Genomic DNA, 19,780 nt, shown 5'->3' with positions numbered 1-19,780 from the left:
TGCAACGCGTAACGACTTCAAGTAAGTTTTTCCTATGAATGTGCGATTCCGAATTCTAATTGCTTTGTTCGTCGTGGCGGCGGCGGCCACCTTCGGCCAAAAGCCGATCAATGACCTTCAACCGACCGTCATCCTGATCTCGCTCGACGGATTCCGATACGATTATCTCGACAAGTTCAAGCCTCCGACGCTGAACCGCATCGCCAACGACGGGGTTCGCGCCAAATGGATGATCCCGTCTTTTCCAACCAAGACCTTCCCGAACCATTACACCGTCGCGACCGGGCTTTATCCCGCCAATCACGGAATCGTCGAGAACAACGTCTTCGATTTCGGGGAGGTCTTCACGATGTCAAAACGGAAAGAGGTCGAGAATCCGCGTTGGTGGGGCGGCGAGCCGATCTGGGTAACCGCCGAAAAACAGGGCCAGATCGCTGCCTCTTACTTCTTCGTCGGTTCGGAAACGAAGATAAAAGACGAACAGCCGACCTTTTGGCGTAAATATGATGGCGGAGTCCCGGCGCAGATGCGCGTCGACAAGGTCCTCGGATGGCTCGACCTGCCGCGCGAAAAGCGTCCGACGATGATCACGCTTTATTTCTCTGACGTCGACGATGCCGGACACGCCTATTCTCCCGAAGCCGAGGAGACCAAATACGCTGTCTGGAACGTCGACAGTTACGTCGAACGGCTGGTCAATGGTCTGAAACTGCGCAAGATCGACAAGAAAGTCAATTTGATAATCGTCTCGGACCACGGAATGGCTCCGGTCTATTTGAAGCAGACTACATTTCTTGACGACCACTTTGATTTCAGTCTCACGGAACGCATCTTATGGACGAACGAGATCGTTCAGATCTTTCCAAAACCCGGAAAGACCGACGATATTTATTCAAAGATCGGCGATCTCAAGCACGTGACCTGCTGGAAGAAGGCCGATATCCCCGAACGACTCAACTACAAACAGGGCAAACGCGTTGCACCGATAGTCTGCTCGAGCGAAGAAGGCTGGGTGACGACATCCCGCAAGCGTTTCGAGGATTGGACAAAAGACCTCGACGATCTCGACCGTCCGCGCGGCGCGCACGGCTACGACAACAAGTACCAGTCTATGCAAGCGCTTTTCATCGCGCGGGGCTCCGCGTTCAAACAACGCTTTTCCGCCGAACCGTTTGAAAATGTTCAGGTTTACAACCTGATGTGCAAGATTCTCGGGCTCAATCCGGCGCCGAACGACGGCAGGATCGAGAATGTCCGCTCGATGTTGAAGTAATGCAACCGTTTCCGGTTTGAGATTTCCTGGAAACGGCGAACCTTTCACACATTGCATTTGGGAATTCGGATTGGCCGTTTTGGGTTTTGGAATATCGGAATTTCAACTCAAGGCTGGCGATCCCGCTCCATACGGAAACAAGTCCGTTTCATTAAATCTTTCGCGAATAGCAGTCGTTCTGTTATTAGTTTTACTTAAGATACTGTATGGTATTGATTAGACTTTATCTTGTGTAGTGAGGACCTGCGCAGCCGGAATCGTAGCTGTGAGGCGTTTCCGGTTGCGATGCGTTCGATCGAACAGGATGGTGCAGAAACAGCGCACTACTTCGGTTAGGAAGCAAAATAGAGGTTTTTCCACCATCTTCAAGAGGAACGCGGAGGGAAAACGTCATGTGTGGAAACAAAAAACTTGCGCGCCGCCGCTTAGGCAGCGTTCTTCTATTCGTAACTTTCTTTACGACGATCCTATCAACAACCGCCGCGGGCTCCGATGCCGCGGCCTTTTCATTTTGGGACTCCGTAAAAGAGTTTCTCGGTATCGGAACGGCGCAGGTCAAATCGCTGCAAAAAGAGCCGAGCGATCCGCTCGGCGGCTGGTTCGATCCAGCTTGGGCATCTCGCCGTCCGATTACGGTTTCAAACACGGGTTCCGCCCTGACGGATTATCAGGTCCTGATCACCCTCGATGGCGCGTTCGACTTCAGCCGCGCAAACATCGATGGGTCCGACGTTCGAGCCGTGTCCGATAGCGGCGCTGCTCTGCCTTTTTGGATCGAAAGCTGGAACGCGGCCGGAAACCTCGCCCGGATCTGGGTGAAGATTCCATCCATTCCGAACGGCAGCAGCACCATCTATCTGTACTACGGAAATCCGGCCGCGAGTTCCGCGAGCAATGGCGGAAACACCTTCGATTTCTTTGACGATGACTGGGCCAGTCTTTCGGCTCGCTGGACGATCAACGGCGGAGCGCCCGTGGTGAACAGCGGCGTTGTCGCCTTTGCCTCGGGCGCGACGATGCAGTCGAGAACGTTCTTCTCGCCGGGGCGTGCACTTGGATTCCGCGGCTGGTTCAAGCACGGCGGCGGAAGTTACAAGTGGGGAGGATTCCTTAATGGAGTCAATACTCCCTACACCTACATCGGCACGGTGGGCGATTCCGGCTACCCCAACGTTATCCTGACAAACAACACGACCGGCACCCGTCGGGCCAGTGATCTTGGCGTTTTGACCGGCGCGTTTCATATCTACGAAGTGACCTGGACCTCAACGGCCACCAGGGCGTTTCTCGATCGCGCCTCTTCGTCGGCGGGCTCGTTGACTCAGGATATTCCAACGTCGTCGCTTCCGATCCAACTTGGCAATTACAACGACAACCGCTCAACCTTCGACGTGGATTGGGTTTACCTGAGGAATTTCCGGGAGTCCGAACCGACCTTGGCAGTCGGCGTTGAAGAAGGAAATCAATCGGCCGATCTCGAACTGGCGGTCAGCGATTCGCCCGATCCGGTAATGGTCGGCGATCCGCTTACCTATTCGTTCACAGTAACCAATCACGGTCCACTCGTCGCTACGGCGGTTGTCCTTTCGGATAACTTGCCGGCCAGCGTGATCTTCGGCTCGGCCACGGCCAGCCAAGGAAGCTGTAGCGGGACGGCCTCGGTTACCTGCGACTTGGGCGATATCGCCAACAACGGCATGGCGACTGTCTCCGTCGTCGTCAATCCGAATGCGGCGGGAACCATTGTCAATTCGGCCGGCGTGTCGAGCGCGACGACCGATCACAACACCGCGAACAACAACGCTTCAGCGAGCACCGTCGCCAACGCTCCGAACACCGCCGACCTCGGCATCACTCAAACGGATTCGCCGGATCCCGTTAGGGTTGGCAATACGCTCACCTATACGCTGGTGGTCACCAACGATGGCCCGGCAACCGCGACGGGGGTGAACGTCAACGACATTTTGCCTTCCGGTGTGACCTATGTGTCGGCAACATCCGACCACGGCACGTGCAGCCGCCCCGGCGCGGTTTCCTGTGACTTGGGAACATTGAACAACGGAGCTTCTGCCAATATCACGATCACGGTCACTCCGAACTCGGCAGGGTTGTTCACCAATCAGGCTTCTGTTTCGGGAATCGAGCCGGACCCGTTCACAACCAACAATTCGACGAACGAGACGACGCGGGTCAGTGCACCCTCGCTGGGAGCGATCGTTCTCGTCAACTCGAACAGTCCAGCGTATCCTGATTTTCAGCATTTCATCCAACCCTATTTGGATAACTTCGGCGTTCCGTACACGGTTCTTGACGTTGCCACGACAGCGGTTGAAACGGATGTTAACGATTACGCCCTGATCATCATCGGTCACCGCCAGATAGATGCAGGCAACACCTGCTCCGGCGCTCCCTGCCTCAATTCGACGGAACAGACCAACATCACCAACGCGGTCAATGCCGGTGCGGGCTTGATCAACTTCGACAATGATCTGTCAGCCGACGGCTCGACGGCCCGCTACCAGTTCATACAGGATATCTTCAATTTCGGTTATGCCGCTCCGGCGAGCGGATCGGGTGTGCTGTTCACGACCGCAGCCGGGTCCCATTACATCACCGAACGCCACCAGACGGGCGAATCGATCGGCACCGGCAGCATGACTCTCGCAGATGTCACATTGCCGGGTGATGCGACGACGCTGGCCACCACCGGCGGCGCTCCGTTCCTGGCCGTGCGCAACAGCGGTCCGGGCCGGGCCGTTCAGTGGGGAACCTATGACTGGATGTCCGTCTCCGTCAAGGGGCCGGTCTACGGGCTCGACGACCTGGTATGGCGAAGCATGGCATGGGCGGCCCGGAAACCTTTCATTATGCAAGGCATGCCGCCGTTTCTTACGATGCGGGTGGATGACGAATCGGGCCCGTTCGATTGGATCCACGTTGCCAACGAAGTCGGGATCAAACCGTGGGCCGGAGTCTTCCTGAGCAACATCGACGAATCGGAAGCTGCCGACCTATCGAGTCTTGTCAACGCGGGACACGCGACGACATCGATCCACGCCTTCAACGGCAGTTGGTTCTATTGGAACCAGACGGATGCCCAGATCGCGGCCAATTTTGTTACCGGAACGCAATGGCATCAGACACATAATATCCCGATATCAAAATATGTCTTGCCTCACTACTACCAATTCGGCAGCAACTCGTTCGCCGGAATGGCCGATTGGGGAGTGCAATGCGTCGGCACCCAGATGGACCCCGACCAGGGATACGGTGCACCGTGGATCATGAGCGGTCCCTACCGCAAGTATGAAACGGGCAGCAGCAGCGGCGGAACTCCACAATACTCTGCCGACTATATGACGATACCCGGTCATCCGGAATTCAACGGCCGGTTTTTCAACCTCGTCACTGAGATCCGTGACGACCTGGGCTACGAATGGTATCCCAACAACGACGTTCCGGGAACGATCGGCCACGGAACCTTACAGACCAAGCGCGCTCTGGACAGCATGGTATTGGCGACACTTTTTACTCATGATCAATCCGTATCAGGGATCACGATGGAAAATTGGCGCAGCATCCTGCAAGGGATAACTGCGAATATCGCGCCGTATCATCCCATCAACGTGACGATGGATGAAGCCTGCCAGTACATCAAGTCGAAGCACGATTCGACGATCGTCGGGAGTTCGTACGATGCGGCAACGCGGCGTGTGACAGTCAACTACAGCGGTGTGACACAGGTGCCGACCAAGTACTATCTCTTTATGGACGATCACGGGGCGATCCGGGATATGTGGGTCGATGTGCCGCAATTCTCGGGAAGTACGCAGGTACTCTTTACCTTGCCCGGTGAGCTTGACCATATTGTTGTAACGCCTGCCACTCCTTCGGTTGTCACTGGAGCGACTCAGCAATTCGCGGCACAGGGATTCGATGCCAGCAACAATCCGATTCCAAACCTAACGGTTTCGTGGAGCATCGGAAACGGCGGCGGAACGATTAACAGCAGCGGGCTCTTCACCGCCGGACCGACGCCGGGCACCTATAACAATACGATCGTCGCCTCCGTCGGTTCGATCACCGGCACGGCATCTGTGACCGTCGTCGCCCCGACGCTGGATCATTTCAACTTCCAGACCATTGCCAGCCCGCAATACATCGGGGCTCCGTTCCAGATCAACATCACCGCGCGGGACGCCTCCAACAATCTTTTCACCGGGTACACCGGTCAAGCGAACCTCAGTTCGAGTGTCGGCGCTGTAACGCCGGCCGTTACCGGAAACTTCAGCAACGGCAGCTGGACCGGTACGGTGTCTCTCGATCAAGCGGCCGGCAACGTCATCCTTACGGCGAGTGCCGCCGGCAGCAACGGCATCAGTAACAGCTTTGCCGTCCTGGCTGCCCCAACGTTGGACCACTTTGCCATCCAGACAATTGCAAGTCCTCAGATCGTCAATGTGCCGTTTCAGGTCACAATTACGGCATTGGATGCTTCGAACAATCCGCTTCCGGTTTATGCAGACCATCCGAATTTGAGTGCCAGCGCAGGAGCGATCACGCCTGTCGCGACCGGCGATTTTATCGGCGGCAGTTGGACCGGTACGGTGTCTTTGAGCCAGATCGCGGCCAACGTCACGATCACGGTCAGTGACGGCACGGCAACTGCCACCAGCAATGCCTTTGCGGTCGAGGCGCCGCCACCTTACTATCAATTGACTTCGCCGTCCTACGTTCAGACGACCGGCGTGCCTTTCAATGTGAATGTTGAGGCTTACCAAGCAACCATTAACGCCTGGGAGGACAATCATCAGGATCCGGTTCTTACGACCACAACGGACGTGAACACATTGACTTACAACGCCGCGAACGGCCAGTGGACGGAGTTCCTTTATGAACCTAGCCGTCCATACCCGACGATTCTGGCCAGCGTACTTCACACCACAAATCTGCCGACGATGCGCTTCTATCTTAACGGCATTCCAAACGGGCGTTACCAAGTCGTCGCCAACCTGTACGACAACGCGCGAATGCGCTACTTCTTCGGCTATACAAGTGCGAATCCTTCGGCTTTCTATGTCGACACGCTTGGAAACGCGACGGGAACACAGCATCGCGAGTACATTCTTGGAACGATCGAGGTTACCGCCAATTCGTTCAACCTTTATGTCAACAATGCCCAATTGCTCAGCGGCGATTATGAGATGTTCGGTTGGGCTTGGATTCGACTCGCGCCCGCGGAGCCTGCTCCGCCCTCGGATATCACGCTCAACCTCTGGGAGGACACCCATCAGGACCCGGTTCTGGTGACGACGACCGATGTGCCGACGCTGATATCCAACAGCAACAATCATCTCTGGACCGAATTTCTATATACAACCAGTCGGCCTTTCCCATCGGTAATGGGTAGCGCGCTCCATACTCCCGTGACGCCAACGATGCATTTTTACGGCGGCGGGATCCCGAACGGGCAGTATCAGGCATACGCCAACTTATACGACACCAACCCGTTGCGCTACTTCTACGGGTACACGAGCACAGATCCGAACGCTCTGTACGTGGATACAACCGGCGCGGCCACGGGCGGCACACAGCACCGTGAATACAGCCTCGGAACGGTCAACATCTCGAACGGATCGTTCGATCTCTACGTCAACCGGGCGGACCAACTCCCGGGCGCGACATATGACATTTTCGGCTGGGCCTGGATCCGGCTTTCACCGCAGTTCGTCCCTCCTAGCAATCTGACGCTCAGTTCAAGCTCGGCCACGATGCAGTTCGACGCCAACGGGAACGGTGTCTTTGGTGAAGCGGGTGACAATGTCAAAGCGTTGACAAACGGCAGCCTGAGCATCCCGGCCCGCGACACCGCGCCCGGCACGGGTATCATCATCACGGGAACGGATTTTCTGGGCCAGACCGGCAGCAACACCTATATGGTCCGATCCCCTACTGCGACCCTGACGGTCACCAAGGATGGCAGCGGCTCGGGAACTGTAACCAGCAATCCGGCCGGCATCGATTGCGGAGCTACTTGCGCGGCCGACTTCGCGACCTCAACCGTCGTCACTCTGGCCGCGGCTGCGGATATCTCCTCAGTGTTTACAGGCTGGAGCGGTTCGGACTGCTCGGGCACCGGGACATGCGTCGTCACAGTCGACGGTGCAAAGAGCGTTACTGCAACCTTTGCAATCAACACCTACACGATCACCGCCTCGGTGGGTTCGGGCGGCTCGATCAGCCCCAATGGGGCGGTTCAGGTTGACCACGGTTCGAACCGGACGTTTACGATCGTTCCGGACCCGAATTATCACGTCCTTGATGTATTGGTCGACGGTCTGTCGGTCGGACCGGTGACGAGCTACACATTCAACAATGTGACGGGCAACGGCCACACTATTGCGGCAACGTTTGCTGTTGATCTTCGAACGATTTCGGGAAGTATCCACAATTCGTCGAATGCTCCGGTCTCGAATGTGAGCGTTTCCATTACCGGCGGTTCGCCGTCCACAACGACGGATGCAAGCGGCAACTACAGCTTTGCCGATCTCCCGGCCGGAGCCGGCTATACGATCACGCCGACTCTCGCGGGCTACGTATTCGATCCGATAAGCAGGAGCTATTCGAACCTGTCGGGCAACGTTACGACGGGCAATTTTATCGGCTATACCGGCACTGCGCCGAGAGTTATCAAGGCGATCAGCCAGAACGTCGCACCGGCTGCTCAGGTTATCGTTCCGGTGACGATGGTCAGCCAGGGCACCGAGCACGGAGTCGCGTTCAGCGTCGCATACGATCAGAACGTTCTGTCATACCTGAGCGTCGTCGCCGGTGACGATTGTGCCGGGTGCGCCGTGAACGCAGCAAGCGGCACGCCGGGACAGCTGGGGATAACCGCCGTGATGCCCGCCGACCAGGTGATAACGGCCGGGACAAGACAGGTAATCAGAATCACCTTCAACACCACTCCGACGACGCCGATGTTCACGGGTTCGGCGATCGCATTCGGCGATGCCCCGACGGCCCGGCAGGTGACAAGCGCGGATAACGATCCACTGGCGGCGACCTACGCGAACGGCTTCGTGACGTTTACCGTCGGATACGAGGCGAGCGTCAGCAACCGCCCGCATGGCAACGATGACGGCACCATCACGGTTTCGGACTACGCCGAGACCGGACTGTTCGTCGTCGGGCTTGACCAACCGCATCCACTGTACAACGAACTGCAGCGGGCAGATTCAGCGCCGAGAGGGACCAGGGGCGACGGACGGCTCACGACCGCTGACTACGTCCAGTCCGGGCGGTATTCTGCCGGACTCGATCCGGTGCAACCGGCGGGCGGCGCGGCCTTCGCGGGTCTGTTCTCACCTGAGGAGATGACAAAGAGACAGGATGATCTGCTTTCCCTGCTGCCGCGGGTCCTCTATGCCGATGATGCGCAAACGAGTCCCGGTCAGCAGGTGACCGTGTCGGTCAGAATCGACGCCAACGGCGACGAGAACGGGTTCGGCTTCACCGTCAGCTACGACGGGACGAAGCTCGGCAACCCGTTGGTCCTGACGGGGGCGGATCTGCCGGTCGCGTCGCCGATGTCGAACACACTGACGCCGGGCAAGGTCGGAGTCGTCACGGCGGCCGGAATCGGCGAAACGATACCGGCGGGCACACGCGAGATCGCGAGGATTCGCTTCGACGTCTTGCCGACGGCAGATCTGGGCACGACCCCGATTGCGTTCACCGGACAACCAGTGGTGAACGAGGTCAGCGATGCGAGTGCGGGATCCATTCCGACGACCTTCACTGCCGGGACCGTCACGATCCTCGGACCGACGGCGGCAAATGCCTCTGTCGGCGGCATCGTGATGGGTTCGGACGGTATGGCCGTCAGCGGAGCCCGGGTGATAATGACCGACTCGGCGGGCATCAGCCGGACGGTGATCTCGAACTCGTTCGGGTTCTTCAGGTTCGACGACATCGCGGTCGGCGAGACCTACATTGTAACGGTTCGGGCGAAAGACCTCGGCTTCGCCCCGCAGGCGATAACGATCGCCGACGAGGTGACGAACCTGAATCTGGTCGCCGAGCGGTGAAAGCGGCCGGCGATCTGACAGATGCCGAAACGTGGAACAATTCGCTGAAAGCGAATCAGATAAAAGCCTGGGGTGAGCGAAGCGTAACCCGAGGTTTTTTGGGTCAGACGGGATGCCGGCCCTGAAGGAGTCGAAAGAAGGCCGTATATTGTTCAACCCTCGCAGGTGTCAATCAGCGTTAATTTTTGACCCCTTTACAGGCGTCAACTTTTGACCCCCTTTAGTCATTGTTGTCCTTTAGCCGGTAGCTTTCGCCCCGGATATTGATTGCCGTCGAGCGGTGCAGCAGGATTGCGGTTGAAGACCTTGCAACAGCCCGACAGTCCTTGGTGCTCGTGTTGGGCGATCGCGCTTGGCGACTTTCCGAAACTGCCTGGATCAGCAGGCTCGCCTCGGGAGACTCGAGCGCGAGGTGGCCGACCTGGGCGAAGATCTGCAGTTTCGGACGCGTGAGATTTCGGATTACGGGTGCCAGTGGGTTCTCGTTGATCACCTTGGCTGCGGCAACAAATACCAACCGATGCCGACCTTCAAACAGGGTTTTTCTGCCGAACCGTTTGAGAATGTTCAGGTCTACAACCTGATGTGCGAGAGTCCCGGGCTCAAGCCCGCCGAAACGATGGCAATCTGAACATCGTTCGTGGTATGTTGAAATGAATTTTCCAGTCAGGCGGTTTCTTTATGAGGATTTTGTTGTTATTTGCACTTTTTTGCGCGATTGCGCCGGCGACGATCGCGCAGGTTAAGGTCAGCGCGACCGGAAAGGTTGCGGCTAGTCCGACTCCGACTCCAATCGCGTTGATCGAAGACGCCGAAACGCTGTCGGTCGATTTTCAGAACTTCAAGTATCAGGACTTGGGTGCAAAGACCGTTTCGACATTCGATCTCGTCAACGGATTGTTTACATCGTTTGACAAGAAAACCAAGATAACGCGCTCATATCAGTTTCGGAAGAAGTTCTATTTCGACGTCACGGGTGACGGCAAGAGCGAGGCGGTCATTCATCTTCTCGCCGACGCCTGCGAGTTTTGCCAGGATCGAAGTGTGTTCTACGCATTTTCGGCGGTTGAAAAGCAGCCGAACGCCGTCTTTGGCATTGCGACAGGATCCGGAGCGCGGTGCGGCCTGAAGGAAATCCAGTTTCTGTCAAAACAGGTCGTGATCGATGTCTTCGGCGATTGCAAACTCGTTAACGGAAGGCTTGTTTCCGAGGCCGCTTCAAAGAAAGTCGACATTTTTTCCCGTTTCACGCTCGGCTGGAACGAATCCGATCCCAAGATGAAAGGCTTTGCCGAAGCGACAAAGGAGACGCTCCCGTTCCCGGCAAAAGACATTCCTGCCCACCGCCCGCAGATAAAGTTCGGAAAGCAAGAATGATGAAGGATTTGGGATTTCGGATTTGGGATTTGGGAATTCGGATTTCGGATTTGAGATTTCGGATATCGCAAGTTCGCCTGTTCCGCACCACGTGAAGAGAAGTGAAACGCGGTGACTGATTACGCCAGCTCCCGAAGCGTGTAAAACACCCGTACCTCTTGTGTTTGCATTAGTTCCGCGTATTGTACACGCTCGCTGGAATTGTTCGCGGCTGTCTTTCGCTCCACATTGTTCTGTCGAACGCGCGAATCCTCCGTACGCTGAATCGATTTCTACGATAGGCTCCTTTTGAAATCCGGAATCTGAAATCTGAAATCTGGAATCTGGAATCTGGAATCTGGAATCCGGAATATGGAATCTGGAATCTGAAATCCGGAATCTGAAATCTGGAATCTGGAATATCTGGAATCTGAAATCTGAAATATCGGAAATCTGAAATCTGAAATATCTGAAATATCTGAAATCTGAAATCTGGAATCTGGAATCTGGAATATCTGGAATATCGAATACCTGGAATCTGGAATTCCAAATACTCCAAGATCTAAAATCGACTGATATTGAGGACCGCGATCTCCGGCGGCATCATAAACCGGATCGGAAGGATGCTTGTGCCGATGCCCGTCGTGACGAACATATCCACATCGTTTTCCCTGACACTCCCGTACGAGTATTTCTGCCCATAGCTCGACGGAACGATCGGCGTGCCGAGTATCGGAAACCAAACCTGACCGCCGTGCGTGTGGCCCGCGAGGATCAGCCGCAGGTCTTTTGAGATCAGCAAGTCACCGGTGATCATCGGTAGGACGTCGGGACTGTGTTCAAGGACGATCAGATCACTGTCGGCGGGACTGGCGGCGATCAGTTCCTTCAGCTCATTCGAGAGTTTCTGCCAGTTTGGCGTCAGCTTCATATGATCCTTCAGTCCGAGCAGGCGAAGCTTGCTGCCGTTTTTATCGACCACCGCGATCTCGTTCTCGAGCACACGGATTCCCGCCATTCGAAGCGCGGCGGCAACTTCGGCGTCGTTGTAGAATCCGTCGTGGTTGCCAAGTACGGCATAGGTGCCGAGCGGAGCCTGAAAACCCTTGAGATTTTCGGCGATGCGTTCCATTGGCATTTTGAGTTTAGTCCGATCGCCGCGCTCTTCGGAAACAAAATCCCCGAGGAGCACGATCAGATCCGGATTCTGTGCGTTCGCAACGGCCACGACCTCGCGGATTCTCTCCTCGGTCGCCCCACGCGAACCGCCGTGGATGTCGCTGATCGCGACGATCTTCAGACCCTCAAAGGCAGGATTCCAATTCGTGAGCGGAAGCCTCCGTTCGTTGATCACAAGTCGAAACGGCTCAACGAAATAAGCGTATCCGAGACACACTGCACCGGCGAACGCGAACGCGAACGCCAAAACCGTCGCAAAAAACCATTTCTTCATTGTTTAGGAAAATACTCCCGCCAACGGTCGTCGACAAGTTTCTTGATGTCGTCGCGCACCTCGACCTCTTTCGGATACCAGGGTTTCATCCGGGAGTCGATGACGATCGGCGCTTCGTACGTCAGATGATTGTTCTTGACCTCGACTCCGCGCGCGTAAACGTCCGTCGAAGGATTGAAACGCGTCCACGTCGCCCACAAAAACTTCTCGGTCGTTTTCGCAAGTTCGATATCGTCGAGAAGAACGATCATTTGAAATTCCCGAAACGCGTCATCGACCGCGATTCGTTTGGCCAAATCGTTTTCCGACGCGTACTCGCCGGTCTCGAGCGCGAGGCATCCGCCGCAAAAAACGTGTGCGGCGCTCACGCCCCGCGGCAACGAACCGCGAAACTCACGGATGAGTTCGCGCCGCGGCTCGCCAACCCCGACGAGTATTGCCTTCGAACCCTGATTGATCTTGCCCGAAGCGTAATCGAGGGTGTCGAATGATGTGCGGTCAAAGATGAAAAAGTCACTCGCCCAATCGACGCGCTCGAGGATCGATTCCAACACCTTCGGAAAATCACGCAGATCCTGCGGTTTATCGGTGAGCAAAAGGAATTTGGTCAACGCCAGCTGGCCTTCGCCGAGGATCCTGAAGCCGGCGGACAAAGCCTCACGCGCGTAACGCTCGCGGACGACCGCCGCGGCGAGCGAATGGAATCCGGTCTCGCCGTAGCTCCAGAGGTCCCTGACCGCCGGCATTACCAGCGGGAACAGGGGCGAAAGCAGTTCCTGCAAATAATCGCCGATGAAGAAATCTTCCTGCCGCGGCTTTCCGACGACGGTCGCCGGATAGATCGCGTCTTTGCGATGATAAACGGCTTCGGCTCTGAATACCGGATAATCGTGAACGAGCGAATAATAACCGTAATGGTCCCCGAACGGCCCTTCAGGGCGACGTTCGAACGGCGCGACCTGTCCGCAGATCGCGAATTCCGCTTCGGCGATCAAGCGATGATGTCCGCTCAACGGGTTTTTGACAGTTTCGATCTTGCCGTCCGCAAGGACCGAAGCAAGCACGAGTTCCGGCACGTCTTCCGGCAAAGGCGCGATCGCCGCGAGGATCATTGCCGGCGAACCGCCAAGGAAGATCGAGACCGGCAAAGCCTTACCGAGCGTTTCCGCCTCGTGATAGTGAAATCCGCCGCCTTTCCCGATCTGCCAATGGATCCCCGTCGAAGTCTTGTCATAGCGCTGGATCCGGTACATTCCAAGATTGTGTTTTCCGGAAACCGGGCTCTCTGTGTAAACGAGCGGCAGCGTCACGAAATGTCCGCCGTCTTCGTGCCAGAGTTGGAGCAGAGGGATGGCTTCAAGGTCGACCGGCGACTGGACCGCCTCGAGTACCGGGGCGCGACCAACCTTTTTTGTTCCAAGCTTTAGCGCCGAAAACGCGAGTTCGCGATACTTCCACAGTTCTTTCGGTTTCGGAGGGAGCAACACATCTATCGCTTCGACCGCTTTCCTGACCAATTCCTGAGGTTTTTTGCCGAAGGCGAGATCGATCCGCTTTGCCGTTCCAAACATATTCGTCAGAACCGGAAACGTCGATCCCTTGACGTTTTTGAAAAGAAGCGCCTTGCCGCCTTCGTCGATCACGCGCCGGTGGACCTCGGCGAGTTCGAGATACGGGTCGATCTTCGCCGTGACCTCGACGAGTTCGTTTTCGTCCCGCAGCTGTTTGATGAACGAACGCAGATTCTTGTGCATAAAGCGTTGACACTATTCAAACAAACGGAGCGTCGAGACTCAAGCGGCTTCCACGTATTTCGGAATAACTTGTGGTTTCGGGCTTCAAAAGAATTAGCGCTGAAGGCTTTCTTTCGAAAGATCAAGTCTGGCGGCCTCGATCACCTGCACGGTTGCGCCGGGAAACCGCTTTGCCAGATCGTCCCTGAATTTGCGGTAATCGCCGGCGATGACGATGTCGCCGTTTTGAAGGTAAACGCGCGCAAACTCCCGGACCTGAGTTCCCGTAACCGCATTGACGCCAATATTGAACGTCGTCATTTCAAAGGGTGAGAGTTGGTAGCCATAGACTGCACCGACCGTTTCGGCAAGTTCGGCCGTGGTTTCGAACTCACGGCTGTAATCGCCGGTAATGACGAGTTTGCGCGGGTTGATCTCGATCTTCGCTGCCTCTGTCTCGGCGAGCCGCTTTATCTCGTTGACGACGATCTCCGCAACCTCAGCGGCGGATTCATCTTTGGTTTGCGTCCGGGTCGCAAAATTCGCCGTGCCGTTGCGCCACGAGAATCCGCTGCCCGCACCGTAACTGAGTCCGCGCTTGATCCGGATCTCCTGGTTCAAGCGGGAAGAATAGCCGCCTCCAAGGATCGAATTCGTCACCGTCGCCGGAAAGAAAACAGAGTTCGATATGCACTCGCCGACGGTACAATTGACCCGTCCCCGTCTCAACAGGCGCTGCGTGTAGGTCACCGCGGACTGCCCGGAATCAGGTAGGTCGATGACGAGAATCCTGCCGGTTCCGTTCGTTTCGCCTGTCGCCGGAGTCATTAAGTCAAACACGGTCGGTCCCGAAGCCTTTCGCCAGGCGCCCAAGGTCCTCGTCGCCAGCGCATTTGCACGAGCCGGCTTGATGTCGCCGGTAAATATCAGGACCGAGTTCTCGGGCCGATGGTTCCGGTTTCTGTACTCGGCAATGTCCTTCCGCGAAATCGCCTTCAAGCTCTCCGGCGTACCGCCGACGGGATGCTCGCCGTAGCTGTAGACGCTCGCAACATACGAGGCGAGAAACGCCGGCTCTTTCAGATCCGCGGCAAGATTGTCGAGCGCCTGTGCGCGCAAGAGTTCAAGTTCGTTGGCATCAAGCGTCGTATTCAAGATCACATCGCCAAAAATGCGCATCGCCGCATCGAGCTTGTCGACCGCGACCGTAAAACTGAATACCGACTTTTCCCAGTCTGCGCCCGACACTAATCCGGACCCCAAGAATTCCATTTCTTCGGCGATCTTGTCGGCGCCGCGCGTTTTCGTATGCTTCGTCGCTAGCGCGGCTGTCAGATCAGCAAGCCCGGCTCGGCTGAGGCCTTCACTCCGGGCACCGCCGCGAATAACCAGACGAACCGTCACGAGCGGAACGTTGCTGCGCTCGACGACCGCGACCGTCAATCCGTTCGGCAATTTCGCTTCGGCCAGTTTCGGGACAACAAAGGGACGCGTCGCGCCAGGCTCTGGTATTGTTTCCTGAGCGACGGCGACAGTCGCCGTCGCGAGCGCCGCAAGGACGAAAAAGAGCGTTTTGAACTTACTGACCATCGGTGATTCCTCCCTGGTTCCGGTAATTGATGACGTAACGTTGGTCTGCTTGAAAGTACTTGTTCATCACGCGCTGCACATCGGCGACCGTCACCGCCTGCAGTTTCGCAATATCGAAATTGACGGCCGTCGGATCCCCAAGATATGCGACCGCACGCTCGATGGCGATCGCCTTTCCGTCGTGTGTTTCACGACTCTGGAGCGCTTGCGCGACGAGTTGGTTCTTCGCCTTCTGAAGCTCCTTGGCGCTCACTCTAGTCTTCTGGATTCGCGCGATCTCGGCGAGCAACGCCTCTTCCATTTCCTCGGTCGTCCTGCCTTGTGCCGCCGTCGCGCTAACGACCAGCAAACTGCGGTCAAGACGAAGGTCGATGTAGAAGTAGGCGTCCTGCGCAATTCCCGGGCGGACAAGCCCAAGATACAAACGTGTGCTTTCTCCGCCGGACATTATCGCCTCCGCGACTCTGATGGCCGGGAGATCGACGCTTTTCGCCGGCGGGCCGAGATAGGTCATCGCGACTGCCGGGAACTCCACATTCGGACCAAATCGGTCGAAACGTTTTTCGCCCGACCGTTCGGGCTCGACCGCGGTCACCCGCGAGATCTCGCCGGCGGGCTTCTGCAAACGACCGAAATACTTGTCGACCCACCCATCGAACTGGGCCTGCTCAAAATCGCCGACGACGATCAAATAGGCGTTGTCCGGTCGGTAGAAAGTGCGGTAAAACCGGTCGGCATCGTCGCGGGACGCAGCGCTGAGTTCGTCGAGATTCCCGATAACGCCGCGTTTGTACGGATGGACTTCGTATGACAGACTCGTGATGTACTCATAGAATCGCCCGTACGTTTGTGCAAGCACCGACTGTCGGTATTCTTCTTTCACGACTTCCCTTTCCGACGAGAAATTTGCGTCATCGACGTTTAGATTCACCATCCGGTCGCTTTCGGCCCAAAGAAGGCGTTCGAGGTGGTTCGAAGGAACGACCTCATAGTAATTGGTGAAATCGTCCCAGGTCGAAGCGTTGTTGAATCCGCCGACGTCCTCGGTCAAACGGTCGAGCATTTCGCTTTTCATATTCTTCGTCGACTTGAACATCATATGCTCGAACATATGCGCAAATCCGGAGCGGCCGTCTGGATCGTTCTTGCCGCCGACATCGTACCAGACGTGAATCGAAACGGTCGGACTCGACGTGTCGCGCACGGATACGACCCGCAAACCGTTGGAGATCGTCCGTTGCTTGATGTCGAGCGGCGCCACCCGGACCTGCGCGGGAACGTAAGTGCCGAAGGCAGCCAGAAGAAACAAGCCTAAAGGGAACAGAAATCGTTTTGTCATAAGATTCTCGAGGGTAAACTACTCTCAGGAACACATTTAACCACGAAACCCGCGAATTTTCACAAATCGTTTTCGGCAGCCCAAAAAGATCAGTGAAATTCGCGTGATTCGTGGCCAAATCAAAACACAGGGAGCCTGTCGCAAAGAAACCGATCGATTCTTCGGACAAATCCAAGACTACTGGTAATCGTAGAAGCCCTTTCCGGTCTTTCGCCCGAGCCAGCCCGCGTCGACCATCTTGATGAGCAGCGGGCAGGGGCGATACTTCGGATCGCCGAGCCCTTCGTGCATCACGCGCAGGATCGCGAGACAAACATCGAGGCCGATAAAGTCGGCGAGCGTGAGCGGCCCCATCGGATGGTTCATTCCGAGTTTCATTATGCCGTCGATGCTCTCGCGCGTTGCGACCCCTTCGTGAAGCGCGAAGATCGCTTCGTTGATCATCGGCAGCAAAATTCGGTTCGCGACAAAACCCGGGAAATCCTGACAATCGAGCGGCGTTTTGCCCATTTCCTCGGACAATTCGCGGACTTTTTCATAGGTTTCATCCGAAGTCGCGATGCCGCGGATGACTTCGACGAGTTTCATCAGCGGGACCGGATTCATAAAATGCATCCCTATGACCTTGTCGGGCCGCTTGGTAACGGCCGCGATCTTGGTGATCGAGATTGAAGAAGTATTCGACGCGAGAATACACTCTTCACCGGTGATCGAATCGAGCTTTTCGAAGATTTGCTTCTTGACATCGAAATTCTCGGTCGCGGCTTCGACGACCAGGAAGCAATCCTTGAGATCGTCGAGGCTGGTCGTTGTCCTGATGCGGCCGAGAATTTCGCTTTTTGTTTCTTCGCTGATCGTTTCCTTTTTCACAAAACGGTCAAGACTCTTGACTACGTTCTCGTATCCGCGCTTTACAAATTCGTCCTTTATGTCGCACATCACGACCTCGAAACCGGTCGCAGCGGCGGTCTGAGCAATGCCGTTCCCCATCGTTCCGGCACCGATAATTCCGATAAGCTTACTCATATGAAAAGTACCTCTTGAGTTCTAAGAAATTAGGCCATACGTAGAAGATAAACCACTTGTGCGGTCGGTTACAAACGCGCCGATCGCACCCGCCGCTCAAACGTTGCCAGATGGGAACTAAACGCATTTACGACGGATCCGGTGGAAGACCCGGGCCGTGTCGATAAGGTAACCATAATCGCGAAGTCCCGTGCGGTGAATAAGATACGCGATCTTAAGTTTCCGGCGGCTGAGAACTTCGGACGGAAAATCGGATGAGCGCAGAAGTTCCCGCGCCTCTCGTTTGAGTTCCGCATCGAGCGCCTTTTGCTGTTCGCTCTGGTGTGCCGCGTCCCATTGGTACGCAAGTTCACTTTCGATCGGCAGCGGGCAGGGCACGTGGCCCGGATATGATTGCCACGCCACTTCGGTCACGGCCGCTGAGAACATATTCAACCAGTTCACATAGAGTCTGTGTTCAAGACAAAGATCGACCGGAACTTCGAGGATCGTCCGGAAAAACCCGGCGTCAAAGAACGGTAGCTGAAACTCGATCCCGTGTTGGTCAAGATTCTCGAAATGGTTATGGAGTTTGCGACGCTGATCGTTCAGCATCAGGAAAAGATAGAAACTCCGCGCCGGATCAGCACATCTGAAATGCCCGATCTCCTCACGAATTCCCTTTTTGACCAGCGCGAGCGGATGCTCGAAAAGTCCCGAACGGAACATTTTCGGCGACAGGTGAATGTCCTCGCGCTGAAGAAACACGTCGATCGCGTCATCTATTCGTCCGGCGCGCATCAGTTCGGCAATCGGACGGCCCAGATGTACGTGGCCGAGCGCAACGCTTCCTCCCTCGCCGCTCCAGACGACGTTCCCGCGCTCGACCGGTTGCCGCGAACGGTGCGGCGACCGCTTCCAGGCATCGGCGATCTTTGCAGAATAGTCGGGAATTTGATCTCCCGCGTCTTTCGGGACCTCGGTATGTATGACATCGACCTTTTCCGCAAACCGCGCTCCGAGGATCAGATCCTGGGTATTCGGGAGCGCGAAATTGAAGGTATGCGTCCGTGCGCCGTTTTCGCAGAGCGCGGCCACGACGCAGCGCGAATCGAGTCCGCCGCTGAGAAAGGCGACCGTCGCGCGGTCGTTCTGAAGCCGAAAACCGACGGCGTCGCTGAAACTGCGATAGAGCGCGGCGAGCATTTCATCTTCCGATTCGACGGAGATGTTCACGTCATCCCATCTCCAGTATTTGAATCGGATCGTGCCCTCTTCGCGAAATTGCAGAACTTCTCCGGCGCGCATCGCGAAAACGTTCTCATATGGAGTTCGATCCGCCAGCGGATATCCGAGAGCCGCTTGTTCGGTCGCCCCGCGGATATTCATCTTCCGTCGAATGAACGGCAGTTCCTCAATGATCCGGAGCGCCGTCGAGAAGACGATGAAATCGCTGCCGATGCAGTAGAACAGTTGTCTGATTCCGAGTTTGTCGGCAACGAGACTGAGCGACCCGTTCTGCGCGCTGACGGCGCAGAACGTTCCGCGGCAGTTTTTCAGGGCGTCGGTCTTCCCGGCGGCGAGATCGTCGTGGATTTGGCGGAGATCACGATCGCGGTCGGCATCCGCTCCGAAAACACCGCACAGAGTCTCGCCGGAAAGCAGCGAGAACCCGCCGTTCCCGTCGGTGAAGACACCGGCGCCGTTGAACGCGTTCAGGCTGACCTTGAAAACGTGCGTTCGGCCGTCGCTGAATTCGTCGATCGCGTGATCCGGGTTTCGGGTCATATTGGCGCGTATGCAGTCGGCAAAACGCGCCAGGGCCCCGGAATCGCCCTTCAAACTGTAAATCCCCGCAATTATCGACATACCAAATTCAAATCTCTTGGGAGTATAGTCCTAATCGAAGCGTTGTCGCAGATTTGCGAGCAAACAAACGCC

General features: G+C 56.2%; 11 protein-coding genes. 4 read left to right on the top strand and 7 right to left on the bottom strand.

Features of this window, described 5'->3' with window-relative positions; genetic code table 11:
- Window positions 1–40: 40 nt before the first annotated feature.
- The 4 genes from IPN69_12005 to IPN69_11990 all read left to right on the top strand — a co-directional run bounded on the left by IPN69_12005 (window position 41) and on the right by IPN69_11990 (window position 10,740).
- Entirely contained in the window at window positions 41–1,273 is a 1,233-nt protein-coding gene (locus tag IPN69_12005; GenBank protein ID MBK8811440.1) for an alkaline phosphatase family protein, read from the top strand.
- A 392-nt stretch (window positions 1,274–1,665) separates the two neighbouring features.
- Complete coding sequence (locus IPN69_12000; protein ID MBK8811439.1) at window positions 1,666–9,363, top strand: DUF2341 domain-containing protein; 7,698 nt, start codon at window positions 1,666–1,668, stop codon at window positions 9,361–9,363.
- Between the two features lie 352 nt (window positions 9,364–9,715).
- Window positions 9,716–9,994, top strand: coding sequence for a hypothetical protein (locus IPN69_11995; GenBank protein ID MBK8811438.1), 279 nt, complete (start codon window positions 9,716–9,718; stop codon window positions 9,992–9,994).
- A 62-nt stretch (window positions 9,995–10,056) separates the two neighbouring features.
- Complete coding sequence (locus tag IPN69_11990) at window positions 10,057–10,740, top strand: hypothetical protein (protein ID MBK8811437.1); 684 nt, start codon at window positions 10,057–10,059, stop codon at window positions 10,738–10,740.
- A gap of 169 nt (window positions 10,741–10,909) precedes the next feature.
- On the opposite strand, the gene IPN69_11985 is transcribed toward IPN69_11990, so the two are convergent.
- From IPN69_11985 to IPN69_11955, 7 genes are all read right to left on the bottom strand, one after another.
- The gene (locus IPN69_11985; GenBank protein MBK8811436.1) at window positions 10,910–11,278 is read right to left on the bottom strand and encodes a hypothetical protein; all 369 of its coding nucleotides are present in this window, start codon (window positions 11,276–11,278) and stop codon (window positions 10,910–10,912) included.
- 3 nt (window positions 11,279–11,281) lie between these two features.
- On the bottom strand, window positions 11,282–12,172 hold the full coding sequence (locus IPN69_11980) for a metallophosphoesterase (GenBank protein MBK8811435.1): 891 nt from the start codon (window positions 12,170–12,172) through the stop codon (window positions 11,282–11,284).
- Complete coding sequence (locus IPN69_11975) at window positions 12,169–13,926, bottom strand: UbiD family decarboxylase (protein ID MBK8811434.1); 1,758 nt, start codon at window positions 13,924–13,926, stop codon at window positions 12,169–12,171. Before IPN69_11975 ends, IPN69_11980 begins: the two co-directional genes overlap by 4 nt.
- A gap of 93 nt (window positions 13,927–14,019) precedes the next feature.
- Window positions 14,020–15,495, bottom strand: a complete 1,476-nt coding sequence (locus IPN69_11970; protein MBK8811433.1) for an insulinase family protein — start codon at window positions 15,493–15,495, stop codon at window positions 14,020–14,022.
- Window positions 15,485–16,834 (bottom strand): insulinase family protein, encoded by a 1,350-nt coding sequence (locus tag IPN69_11965; protein MBK8811432.1) that lies wholly within the window; start codon window positions 16,832–16,834, stop codon window positions 15,485–15,487. Before IPN69_11965 ends, IPN69_11970 begins: the two co-directional genes overlap by 11 nt.
- Window positions 16,835–17,011: 177 nt before the next feature.
- Complete coding sequence (locus IPN69_11960; protein ID MBK8811431.1) at window positions 17,012–17,860, bottom strand: 3-hydroxybutyryl-CoA dehydrogenase; 849 nt, start codon at window positions 17,858–17,860, stop codon at window positions 17,012–17,014.
- 117 nt (window positions 17,861–17,977) lie between these two features.
- Entirely contained in the window at window positions 17,978–19,708 is a 1,731-nt protein-coding gene (locus IPN69_11955) for a hypothetical protein (GenBank protein ID MBK8811430.1), read from the bottom strand.
- Between the last annotated feature and the right edge of the window lie 72 nt (window positions 19,709–19,780).

It is taken from the genome of Acidobacteriota bacterium (assembly GCA_016715115.1).
Taxonomy (GTDB): domain Bacteria; phylum Acidobacteriota; class Blastocatellia; order Pyrinomonadales; family Pyrinomonadaceae; genus JAFDVJ01.
The sequence above is the reverse complement of the archived record's forward strand: the minus strand, read 5'-3'. Positions and strand labels throughout refer to the sequence as shown.

What these genes read in the sequence shown, in the direction of transcription:
- IPN69_12000 (MBK8811439.1), top strand. Translation starts at nt 1,666, where the DNA reads ATGTGTGGAAACAAAAAACTTGCGCGCCGCCGCTTAGGCAGCGTTCTT.
- IPN69_11980 (MBK8811435.1), bottom strand. Translation starts at nt 12,172, where the DNA reads ATGAAGAAATGGTTTTTTGCGACGGTTTTGGCGTTCGCGTTCGCGTTC.
- IPN69_11975 (MBK8811434.1), bottom strand. Translation starts at nt 13,926, where the DNA reads ATGCACAAGAATCTGCGTTCGTTCATCAAACAGCTGCGGGACGAAAAC.
- IPN69_11970 (MBK8811433.1), bottom strand. Translation starts at nt 15,495, where the DNA reads ATGGTCAGTAAGTTCAAAACGCTCTTTTTCGTCCTTGCGGCGCTCGCG.
- IPN69_11965 (MBK8811432.1), bottom strand. Translation starts at nt 16,834, where the DNA reads ATGACAAAACGATTTCTGTTCCCTTTAGGCTTGTTTCTTCTGGCTGCC.
- IPN69_11960 (MBK8811431.1), bottom strand. Translation starts at nt 17,860, where the DNA reads ATGAGTAAGCTTATCGGAATTATCGGTGCCGGAACGATGGGGAACGGC.
- IPN69_11955 (MBK8811430.1), bottom strand. Translation starts at nt 19,708, where the DNA reads ATGTCGATAATTGCGGGGATTTACAGTTTGAAGGGCGATTCCGGGGCC.